Annotated in this window: 8 protein-coding genes; 5 read left to right on the forward strand and 3 right to left on the reverse strand. The window is 72.0% G+C overall.

Annotated elements, in window-relative coordinates; all coding sequences use genetic code 11:
- Positions 1-266 precede the first annotated feature (266 nt).
- From AOK17_RS14570 to AOK17_RS14580, 3 genes are all read left to right on the forward strand, one after another.
- Positions 267-1,169, forward strand: coding sequence for an alpha/beta fold hydrolase (locus AOK17_RS14570; protein WP_055612868.1), 903 nt, complete (start codon positions 267-269; stop codon positions 1,167-1,169).
- A 102-nt stretch (positions 1,170-1,271) separates the two neighbouring features.
- Positions 1,272-2,288 (forward strand): NAD(P)-dependent oxidoreductase, encoded by a 1,017-nt coding sequence (locus AOK17_RS14575; RefSeq protein WP_063997218.1) that lies wholly within the window; start codon positions 1,272-1,274, stop codon positions 2,286-2,288.
- A gap of 97 nt (positions 2,289-2,385) precedes the next feature.
- A complete protein-coding gene (locus tag AOK17_RS14580) occupies positions 2,386-3,033 on the forward strand; it encodes an HAD-IA family hydrolase (protein ID WP_055612870.1) in 648 nt (215 codons plus the stop codon).
- 19 nt (positions 3,034-3,052) lie between these two features.
- On the opposite strand, the gene AOK17_RS14585 is transcribed toward AOK17_RS14580, so the two are convergent.
- The gene (locus AOK17_RS14585; RefSeq protein ID WP_079053023.1) at positions 3,053-3,922 is read right to left on the reverse strand and encodes a phytanoyl-CoA dioxygenase family protein; all 870 of its coding nucleotides are present in this window, start codon (positions 3,920-3,922) and stop codon (positions 3,053-3,055) included.
- Between the two features lie 64 nt (positions 3,923-3,986).
- Between AOK17_RS14585 and AOK17_RS14590 the strand changes: the two genes are divergently transcribed.
- Positions 3,987-4,913 (forward strand): helix-turn-helix domain-containing protein, encoded by a 927-nt coding sequence (locus tag AOK17_RS14590; protein WP_055612872.1) that lies wholly within the window; start codon positions 3,987-3,989, stop codon positions 4,911-4,913.
- A 49-nt stretch (positions 4,914-4,962) separates the two neighbouring features.
- On the opposite strand, the gene AOK17_RS14595 is transcribed toward AOK17_RS14590, so the two are convergent.
- Positions 4,963-6,861: a glycoside hydrolase family 9 protein gene (locus AOK17_RS14595; protein WP_079053024.1), complete on the reverse strand. Its 1,899-nt coding sequence runs from the start codon at positions 6,859-6,861 to the stop codon at positions 4,963-4,965.
- Positions 6,862-7,040: 179 nt separating this feature from the next.
- Positions 7,041-8,318: an SLC13 family permease gene (locus AOK17_RS14600; RefSeq protein ID WP_425424608.1), complete on the reverse strand. Its 1,278-nt coding sequence runs from the start codon at positions 8,316-8,318 to the stop codon at positions 7,041-7,043.
- A 377-nt stretch (positions 8,319-8,695) separates the two neighbouring features.
- On the opposite strand from AOK17_RS14600, the gene AOK17_RS14605 reads away from it, so the two are divergent.
- Positions 8,696-10,757: ricin-type beta-trefoil lectin domain protein (locus AOK17_RS14605; RefSeq protein WP_055612874.1), on the forward strand; the 2,062-nt coding region annotated here is incomplete at its 3' end.

Consider the following 10,757-nt stretch of genomic DNA (forward strand, 5'->3'; position numbering starts at 1 on the left):
GCAGTTCCCCGCGCCCCCAAGAAGCCGGCGGCTCGGGCCCGCCGCCAACTGACCGCCGCAACCCCGACCCACCCAGGGAACCCCACCTAGGGGCGCGAGGAACTGCGCGAGCAACCCGAACCTGCCGACACTTGGCAACGGGCATGGCCACAGGCCTTTTGGGGGCGCGGGGAACTACGCGGCCAACCCCGACCCACCCGCACCCGATGACAGGGCCAACCACCCCACGGGAGCCCCGGCCAGACCGCACGTTCTAGTGTTTGATCATGATCCGAGACCACGTCGCCCTCGCCGTCCACGACCACGGCGGCAAGGGCACCCCGCTCCTGCTGCTGCACGGCGCCGGCCGTTCTCTCGCCGACTGGGCCGCCGTCGCCCCGCTCCTCGCCCGCCACCACCGGGTGCTGGCCGTGGACCTGCGGGGCCACGGATTCTCGCCGGACGGCTCGTGGCGCATACCCGAGGTGCTCGCGGACATCGAGGCGGTCCTGGACACGTACGGCATCCCAGGGGCGCTCCCCGTCGGCCACTCGCTCGGCGGGATGCTCGCCGTCCGGTACGCCCTCGACCACGCGGAAATCACTCCGGGCGCGGTGAACCTGGACGGATTCGGGTGGGGCCGGCCCGGCCAGTACGTCGGTCTTGAACCGGCCCATGCCGAGGAACGACTCGCCCAGATAAGGGAGTTGGCGGCGACGGCAGCGGGCCAGGTCGTTCCCCCGGGCGGCCTCAAGGACCTGCTCGCCCAGCAGCGGGAAATGTCCGCGCAACTGGGCATCCCGTACGAGCTGTTGGAGGCAGGCGTCCGGCGCTCCGTCCACGAACGCGCAGACGGGCAGCTGGAGTTGCGGCCCGGACGGGAGCACGCCCTGGAGATGCTGGCCGAGATCGACTCGCTCGACCTCTTCGCGCTCTTCCGCCGCATGGACCGCCCCCTGCTGCTCGGCCGCGCGCTGCGGCCGGTCCCGTCGATCCCGGGTCTCGACCGGTTCGGCGAACTGATGGACGCCTACGCGAAGGGACTCGCCCGGGATCTCACCGAACTGGCCGACAGCCGCCCCGAGGTGACCGTCGCCGACCTCGACGCCACCCACGCGATGCTGCTGGAGAAGCCCCGCCCGGTCGCCGACGCGGTCCTGGGATTCGCGGCGGGGCTCTCCGCCGACTGACCGGGCGCTCGGCCATGGTGCCGTGCCGGCAGCGTCGGGCTACCGTTTGGTGAGGCCGAGGTCAGTGCCTGTACGAGAACCGTGACGGATGCAAGGAGAGCCGTGAGCACCCCGCACAAGCCGCTCGTCATCCTGCAAGCCGACCCGCATCCCAAGGAACGCATCTTCACGCCGGACGCACTGGCCCGGCTCGACGACCGCTTCACCGTCGTGGAACCGGACACCGAGGAAGCCTTCGACAAGGCGCTGCCCGACGCGTTCGCCGTCGTCGGCCAGCCCGACCTGCCGGCCGAACGCCTCGCCCGGGCAGGCGAGTTGAGGGCCCTGCTCAACGTCGAGGGCAACTTCTTCCCGAACGTCGACTACGAAGGGTGCTTCCGGCGCGGCATCCACGTCCTGGGCTGCGGACCGGCCTACGCCCAGGCCGTCGCCGAGTACGCACTCGGGCTCGCGCTCGACCTCGCGCGCGGCATCAGCCGCGAGGACCGCGCCTTCCGCGCCGGACGCGAACGGTACGTGTCCGACGGCAACACCGACGCCGTACTGCTGCGCGGCGCGGACATCGGCCTGATCGGATTCGGGAACCTCGGCCGCAGCCTCCACCCTCTCCTGGCGCCCTTCCGCCCCACCCTCCGCGTCTACGACCCCTGGCTGCCGGCCGCCGTCCTGCGCGAGCAGGGGCTCGTCCCGGCCACCCTCGACGAGACCCTGACCCGCAGCCGGTTCGTCTTCGTCCTCGCGACCGTCACGGACGACAGCCGTCATCTGCTCGGCGAGCGTGAGCTGGGCCTGCTGCCCGACGGCGCGCGGCTCGTGCTGGTCAGCAGAGCGCCCGTCGTGGACTTCCCGGCGCTGCTCGCGCGGGTCGCCGAGGGCAGGCTGCTCGCGGGCATCGACGTCTGGCCCGACGAACCCGTCGCCGCAGACGACCCGGCCCGCGAACTGGAGGGACTGATCCTCTCCGCCCATCGCGCGGGCGGTATCCCGGAGGCCTTCCTGACCATCGGAGACATGGTCGTCGACGACCTGACCCTGCTGGCCCAGGGGCTGCCGCCCGCCCGGATGCAGACCGCTGCGCGCGAACTCGTCGGCCGCTACCGCAACCGTCCCGTCACCTGAAGGGCTCGGCCCTGCTGTGCTCTCCCGGAGGCCGCCCCGCCTCCGGGGAGACGGGCCGGCCGACGTGCCCGGAACCGCCCCTGTGAGGTGCATTTCAGTGAACATCCCCTGCGAGGGACTCCTGTTCGACAACGACGGCGTGCTGGTCGACTCCGACTTCGGCGTCGACCAGGCATGGAGTCAGTGGGCCCGCGCCCGCGGTCTGGCCGTCGACCGGGTCACCGCGATGGTGCACGGCCGGCGCTCCGCCGACACCGTCGCACTGCTCGTGCCCGACCCCGGGGAACGGCCGGCCGCCCTCGCCGAGATCGACCGCCTGGAGATCGAGGCGGCGGCCACCACGACCGCACTGCCCGGCGCCCTCGACCTGCTGACGAGCCTGCCGCAGGGCAGCTGGGCCGTGGTGACCTCCGGAGTGAACGCGCTCGCCCGGGCCCGTATCGCCGCCGCGGGCCTGCCCCTGCCACCCGTGCTCATCACCGCGGACGACGTCAGCCACGGCAAACCCGCCCCCGACGGCTACCTCGCGGCTGCCGGGAAGCTGGGCACGGACCCGGCACGCACGGTCGTCTTCGAGGACAGCGCGGCCGGTGCCACGGCGGGGGCCGCGGCCGGGGCGTACGTCATCGGCGTCGGGCCGCGCGGTCTCGACACCGACGCCCCCGTCGTCGTACGGGATCTGCGGGGGCTGACCTGGCACGACGGCGTACTCGACCTGGGCGCGGCGGAGTTGCTGCGCTCCTGACGCGTGCTCGGCGAGGGGGTCAGTGCGGGCCCGCCGGTTCGAACTCCGTGCCGCACGGGCCCGCGCCCTCGCTCTCCCGCAATGGGACCGGGTCCCCGCTCATCGTCAGGGTGGGGTAGTGGCGGCCGATGCGCTCCGCGGAGCGGCCGACGTAGTGGCCGATGTACGAGCGGCGGAAGCGGTCTGCGCTGTGGTTGGGCTGGGAGCCGTGCACCAGGCTGCCGTTGAAGAACAGCACGTCACCGGGCTCCATGTCGACCGGGACGGGGGCCAGTCCGGGCGGCGGCGGGACGTACTCGCGGGCGAACGACAGCCCCTCGTCGGCCTCTTCGGGGCAGAACACGTCCATGCGATGGGTGCCCGGGACCACTTCGAGGCCGCCGTTCTCACGGTCGATCACATCGCAGGCGACCCAGGCGGCCACACACGTGCCCGGCTCCACCCGCAGATAGAAGTTGTCCTGGTGCAGGGCCTGGCCGCGGGCGCCGGGCGGCTTGAAGTAGAACATGCTCTGCGCCGCCAACACATCCTCGCCCAGCAGCGGTTCGAGGATGTCCCGCAGTCGGGGTTCGAGGAGGTGGCGCAGCGCCAGGTCGTTGATGCGGTGCGGGTTCATGACCCGGGGGTAGGCGTGCAGTGGATCCGCCGGGCCCGTCGTCTCGGTCGCGCGGGGTTCGAAGTGTCCGGGGACGGGTCCGCCGGCGTGCAGCGCGTCGAACTCGGCGCACAGCGCGTCGATCTCGGCCGGGGCGAACAGCCCGCGCGCCACGGTGAAGCCGTCCTCCTCGAAGCGCCGCACGACGTCCCCACTCGCGCCCCCGCCGACCTCAGTTGTCGCGCCCCCGCCCGCCTCCGTCGTCGCGCCCCTGTCAGTGTCCGTGACTGTCATGCGACCGTCCCTTCGCGTCGGTGTCCTGCATGCCTCACGCTAGGCAGAAGCGCCTTCCGGGAGGATGCCTGTGCGTGCTGTCCAGTTGCCCGAGCCTGCTGTCCCGTCCCCGCCGCCCGGCCTGGTGACGGTCGGCCGCTTCGACCAGCGCCCCGGCTACAGCATCAGCCGGCCGGGCGGCGCCGACAGCTGGCTCTTCGTCTGGACCACCGGCGGTGAGGGCCGACTCGCCCAGGGCGCCGCGGAGACGGGGGCGGGCGCGGGAGACCTCGTCGTCCTCGGCCCGGACCTGCCCCACCACTACGCGGTCGCACCGGGCGCGAGGCACTGGGCGTTCTGGTGGGTGCACTGTCAGGCACGGCCGACCTGGACGGAGTGGCTGCGGCCTTACGCCCTCGGGGACCGGCTGTACGCCGTCACACCGGTCCCGGACGGCGTGCGGGGACGACTGGATTCGGCGTTCCGGCGGATGCTCGCGGACGCCCGGTGGACCGGGGCGGGGGCCCCGCCCGAGGAAAGGGCCGAAGAAGAGCTCGACGGGGAGCCCGAGGACGGCCGGGTCGCCGTGGCCCACGGAACCGCCGCCCGCGAGCTCACCCTCTGCTCCCTGGAGTCCGCCGTCCTGCTCGCCACCGCCACGGCACGCGGGGAACCCGACCGGTCGGGCCTCGACGGACGGATCCGGCAGGCCGAGGCGCTCATCGCGGCCGACCCGGGCGCCCCGCACACCGTGGAATCACTGGCTACGGGGGTCTCGCTCTCGCCCTCCCGCTTCGCGCACCTCTTCACCCAGCAACTCGGCCTCTCCCCGATGCGGGCGCTGCTGGCCGCCCGGCTGCTGCACGCCGCGCGACTGCTGGAAGCCACCGACCTGCCGGTGGAACGGGTCGCCGCGGCCTCCGGCTTCAGCAGCCCGTTCCATTTCAACCGCGTCTTCCGGCAGCGCTACGGAGCCCCGCCCGGCGCGTACCGGGCCGGGCTCCGACGCTGACGACCGCCGCGGCCCGGACGACAGCCGTGGCACGGACGACTGCCGTGGCCTAGTCGCGCGGCGGGCAGCGCTCGGCGGCGAAGGCCGCCAGCCAGGCCAGCGGGGCGTTCCAGTTGACCGTCACCTCGTTGGTGGAGTACGAACCGATGTCGTCGATGTAGCAGGCCGCGGGGGAGCAGCCCGCAAGGTGCTCCTGCGCCACCGGGTCCTGCAGACCGCTGTTGGGACCGCCCGCGAGGGAGCCCGAAGGCGGGTTCGGCAGCGAGGCGTCGTACTGGTTCGCCCAGAACCGGTGGTGCTGGTTGCGGGCGTACGTGTCGCCGTAGCCGGTGACATAGGAGAGATCGAGGGCGTTGCGGCCCAGCAGGTAGTCCATCGACTCCAACACCCCGGCGCGGTAACGCTGTTGACCAGTCAGCGCATAGGCCGTGGCCATCACGATCGCGTTGTTGGTGACCTGGCTGTTGGAACCCCACACGTACCCGTTCGCGGGGATGGGCACCGCGTAGCCCTGGCCCGCCATCATGGCGAGGTGTCCGTCGGCCGCGGCGGTCACCGACGCGCGCACCCGCCTGATGTCCGAGGCGGGCAGCCCGTTCGGCACGGTCGCCAGGGTCAGCCGGCCGAGCGCCGCGGTGTCGGCCCAGTTGAAGCCGGTCGGCGTGAGGGCGCCCGACGAGGTGTGCCAGGGCGAGGACGTGACCGCGTCCTGATAGGCGCGCTCGCCGGTCGCCGCGTACAGCTCGGTCGCCGCCCAGTAGAAGTCGTCCGTGACCTGGGTGTCGTTGTAGGGGCCGCCGCCCGTGCTGTCCGATTCCGGGGCGTAGATCGCGGGGTTGGCCTTCGCCGCCGTCCACGCCGTACGGGCCACGCTCAGACACCGCTTCGCGTACGTGGAGTCGTACGGCTTGAAGACACGCGCGCACTGGGCCGCCGTGGCGGCGAGGTTGAGTGTGGCCGCGGTGGACGGGCGGTGCAACTCGCGGGGCTGGGAGTCGAGTTCGGGGCGGGTCGGGATGCCCGTCCAGGCCGCGTCATGGATCTTGTGGAAGGCCATACCGGCGTACGGCTTGCCCTCCGGCACCTGCATCCGCATCAGGAAGTCGAGCTCCCAGCGGGCCTCGTCCAGCACGTCCGGGACGCCGTTGCCGCGCTCGGGTATCCGCAGGGTCGAGTCGCCGAGCGCGGACGCGTTGCCCGCCCGCTTGGCCCGCGCGAAGGAGTCGACGAGCGTCCAGGCGGAGATCCCGCCGTTGACGACGTACTTGCCGTGGTCGCCCGCGTCGTACCAGCCGCCCCGCACGTCCTGGGTGTAGTCGCAGACTCCGGCCTGACAGGGCACGTTCGTGTCGCCCTGGTTCGGCGCGACCCCGATGTGCGCGGCCGGGCGCGCGTAGGCGGGACCCACCAGAGAGGCCTCGATCGGCGTGCCGCTGCGCTGGTGGTAGAAGAACGCCATCGCGTCCGAGCGCAGGCTGTCGTAGAGGTCCGCGCGGATGTCGAAGGGCGCGCTGTTCTGCCCGTCGACCACGAGGACGAACCCCGAGCCCGCCTTCCGGTACGCGGAGAAGTCCGCGGTGTGGGTCGCCTCGCCCGAGGCCGTGTCCGCGCCGTGTACGACGGTCCGGCCGGAGGCAGCCACGGCGCCCGACGCGTTGCGCAACTGCCAGGCCAGCGGCTGGGTGGCCGCGGTGACCACCGTGGCCCGCTTGGGGCCGTCCGGCAGGTAGCCTGCCTGGTTCACGCGCACGGGCGTCGTCGCGGTGGCGGCCGGGTCGGCGGCGGCCGGCGGTGCGGCTGACGGTGACCCGGCGGACGACAGCCCGGTCGCGCCGGGGGCGAGGGCCATGCCGCCGGAGAGCAGGGCCGCCGTCAGCAGGGCGGCCGTCGTGCGTTTTCTCGTACGGCGTCTTGTGGGGCGGCGGTGCACGTGCGGAAACGTGAGCATGGAGCGCCTCCCGGTGCCTGGACTGGGTCCACGGATGCCGTCTCACGGGGACGACAGGACGGTGGGAGCGCTCCCAAAACGGAGCATTGCATGGCCATGTCACAGCGTCAATGCTCCGCGCACGACCTGGCGGGGGCGTGACGGCCGACCTGGTCCCGGCGAGTCGGGCGGCGTGCGCCTCAGGCTCCGAACACGCGCAGCGAGAGCCAGAGGGCCACCACCGCCGGGATCAGGGTGGCGGGCACGGTGAGCAGACCGAGCCGCGTGAACTCGCCGAGATCGACCTCGTGTTCGTGCTGATGCACGATGCGCCGCCACAGCAGCGTGGCCAGCGACCCGGCGTAGGTGAGGTTGGGGCCGATGTTCACCCCGAGCAGTACGGCGAGGACCGGGCCCGGGCCCGCCACGGCCGCCAGGGGCAGCAGCACCAGGACGGCCGGCAGGTTGTTGATGAGGTTCGCCAGGACGGCGGCGAGGGCCGCGATGCCGAGCAGCGCCAGCAGGCTCGACGAGTCGGGGACCAGGTGGCCGAGCACGTCCGCGAGGCCGTTGTCGACCACGGCACGCACCACGATCCCGAGCGCCAGGACGAAGGCGAGGAAGGCCGGCGAGGTGGCGCGTACGACGGCGAGCGGTGTGGTGTGCCCGCGGATCAGCGCCCGGCAGGCCAGGACGAGCGCCCCGGCGAGTGCGGCCCAGGCAGGTTCGATGCCGAGCGCGGACGCCACGGCGAAGCCCACGAGCGTGCAGGCGACCGTGACCAGCGCGAACACGGGCAGCTCGACCGGCTCGGCCGTGGCCGGCTCCGGGGCCTCGTCCTTGAGGTCGGCGGCGAAGAAGCGCCGGAAGACCAGGTACTCGGCGGCGATGGCGACGGCCCACGCGGGCCCCATCAGCACGGCGAACCGGGTGAAGCTCAGACCGCTGGCCGCGAACGCCAGCAGATTCGTGAGGTTGGAGACGGGCAGCAGCAGCGAGGCCGTGTTCGACAGATGGGCGGTGGCGTACACGTGGGGCTTGGGGCGGGCGCCGAGCCGGGCCACGGTCGCGAACACCACCGGAGTGAGCAGGACGACGGTGGCGTCCAGGCTCAGCACGGCCGTGATCACCGAGGCGAGAAGGAAGTTGGCGGCCAGCAGCCGTTGCGGCCGGCCTTTGGACGTACGGGCCAGCCAGGCACCGCACGCCTGGAAGAGCCCCTCGTCGTCGCAGAGTTTGGCGAGCACGAGCACCGCGGCCAGGAAGCCCACGACGGGCCCGAGCAGCTCGGCCTCGGCGCGTGCGTGGTCGAGCGTGATCGCGCCGGCCGCGATCACCACACCGGCGGCCGGGACGGCCACGGTGGCCTCCGGCAGGCCGAAGGGCCGGATCACGGCACAGGCCAGTACCGCCACGAGGAGAACGGCGGAAAGGGCTGTGGCGAGTGTGGAACTCAGGGTTTGTCCTTCGGGAGTGATTGTCGATTTCGTTGAATCGAATCAGATGGCCTGTTGCAGAGGCGAACCGGGGTGTCCCGTGGACTCCGCCGTCAAGCTCCTTCCTTGCGTTCTTGGGTTGCATATTCCAACGAATTACCGGTGTCGGCCTCCTTCTCCTCTGATGCCAAAACGGTACTTACTTCGAGTAACTTGAGAGTCTGTCATTCCGAATCGCATTGCTTCGGGCCTCTGTTGACGCTTTGTCTCCATCAAGGCGCCGCGAGGAATGGAGGATTGGAGGGCCTTCTCTTGTTCCGGGGCGTGCGTTGTGCAAAGGTGCACCCGTCAGCGTGCAGGAAAAATTCCGTACCCCTTGGTATGGACTATTTCTGCGGGGGCCTTGGAGGAAAGTGCACGTGAGCGACGCGACCCCGTCGAATTCCCCTATAACCGGAAGCCTGTTCGATGCGACCGACGAACGGCTCTCGGCAGACCTGAAGAGGGGCTCGGGCAAGACACCCGCCCAGTATCCCTCGGGGGAACTGCTCTCCCGGCACTGGGTGCCGGTCTTCTCGTACGCCCGACTGTGCACGAACGGTGCGCAGTACGCCGGAATGCTCACCACCGCAGCATTCACCCGGCTCTTCGGGGAGTCGGTTCGGCGCACCGGACCGAAGTCGGCGTGGCGACCGCAACTGCTGGTGGCGGTGCGCCGAATAGCGGGCGAATGGGACGCGGACAAACGCCGGGAGCTGCTCCGTCCCGAGTTGCGGTCCGACCCGAACGACAAGGAACGGGCCGCGGACCGGCTTCTTCCGCCGGAGAACAGGCGGCTCGTGTCCCGCGCGTTCCATCGGCTGCCGGAGTCCGCCCGCTGCGTTCTGTGGCATGCGGAGGTGGAGGCCGAGGATCTCGCGGTACCGGCCCGTCTGCTCGGAATCTCCGTCGAGGACGCTTCCGTCGCGCTGGACCGGGCGCGGGAACTGCTGCGCCAGAACTGCCTGGAGAACCATCGCGAACTGGCCCCCGACGAGGAGTGCCGCCGCTACAGCCGGCTGCTCGACGTCTCGCTCCGGCCCGGCGGCAGGATCTGCCCCGATCTGCAGGAGCACATGTCCGACTGCCCGCACTGCCAGTCCACGGCCGGCCAGCTGGACCAGTCGGGCGGCCGTCTCGCCGGCCTCCTGGCCGAGGGGGTGCTCGGATGGGCGGCCCAGCAGTATCTCCACTCCAGGCCGGGACGCCGGGTCCGGGCGCAGGAGACACAGGCGGGTCCCGTGGTGTCCGTGGCTCCGGGCATGGACCCCCATCCCGGTATGGGCTCCTACCCGGCGGCTCCGGGATCACAGCCGGGCGCGGGCACGGGCACGTTCGCGGGCACAGGCACAGGCACAGGCACCGGGGCCGGGACCGGGCCCGCTCCGGGTTCCGTCCCTCAGCCGGGTACCGGACATCCCCTGCGACACCCCTCTGACGCCGATCTCTACTCGGACACCGATTCCGTCTGGGGACCCAGTCCTCGGCAGGCTCCCGATCCCTCCGGCGCAGGATCCCGCCCGGATCCCGTCCCTCACCCGGGAACCGGCGCCCACCCGGCCGCCGGACCGAGCGCCGATCCGGGTTCGGGAACCGGGTCCCACCCGACTGCCGTTTCCCGCATGGGTACGGCCAACGCCCCGGGCACCGGCTCCCACCGGGACACCGGTCGTCGGCCGGGCGCCGGCCTCCACAGCGCGGGTCCGCGCCACGCCGTACGGCTTCCGCCGCATGCGGACTCCCGCCCGGGCGAGCCCGGCAGGCGCTCCCCGCGCCGACGCAACGTCGCCCTGGCCATCCTGGCCGTGAGCGGCTGCGTACTCGTGCCACTGGTCCTGTGGTCCGGCGGGGACAGCACGGGGCAGCCCTCCTCCTCGGATGCCGGAACGGCGTCGCAGGAGCCGGACGCCAGGCCGACCAGGGTCGGCACCGGCGGCACGGAGACCGGCACGCTGAGCGGGCGGCTCCGCAACGTCGCGAGCGGCGACTGCGTCGGGATCGCCGACGGCAAGGCCATCGCTGGCGTGGAGGCCACCGTCGCCACCTGCAGCTCCTCGGAGCGGCAGCAGTGGGCGTACGAGAGCGACGGCCTGCTGCGCAGCCTGGCCGACAAGAACCTGTGCCTCGACTCCCGGCTCCCTTCCTCCGTCAGGCTCGGTCCCTGCGACGGCGACAAGGACCAGGTGTCCATCCGCTACGACCTCACCCTTGAGGGAAACCTGGTTCCCCTGGGGCGCCCGAAGCTCGCTCTGGCGCCCGTCTCGGGGGACGAGGAGACGGGCCTGGTCCTCAAGACCCGTAGCGAGGGCAAGGCCCAGCGCTGGGAGATCGACGCCTCGGTGGACTCGCTCCAGATGGAGTGGATCACGTCGTACACGAACAGCGACACGGCGAAGCCGACGCGCAGTCCGAGCCCTGAGCCCACCCGCACACCGCCCCCGC

The sequence above is a fragment of the Streptomyces phaeochromogenes genome (assembly GCF_001418655.1).
Lineage (GTDB): Bacteria > Actinomycetota > Actinomycetes > Streptomycetales > Streptomycetaceae > Streptomyces > Streptomyces phaeochromogenes.

What these genes read in the sequence shown, in the direction of transcription:
- AOK17_RS14570 (WP_055612868.1), top strand. Translation starts at nt 267, where the DNA reads ATGATCCGAGACCACGTCGCCCTCGCCGTCCACGACCACGGCGGCAAG.
- AOK17_RS14585 (WP_079053023.1), bottom strand. Translation starts at nt 3,922, where the DNA reads ATGACAGTCACGGACACTGACAGGGGCGCGACGACGGAGGCGGGCGGG.
- AOK17_RS14590 (WP_055612872.1), top strand. Translation starts at nt 3,987, where the DNA reads ATGCCTGTGCGTGCTGTCCAGTTGCCCGAGCCTGCTGTCCCGTCCCCG.
- AOK17_RS14595 (WP_079053024.1), bottom strand. Translation starts at nt 6,861, where the DNA reads ATGCTCACGTTTCCGCACGTGCACCGCCGCCCCACAAGACGCCGTACG.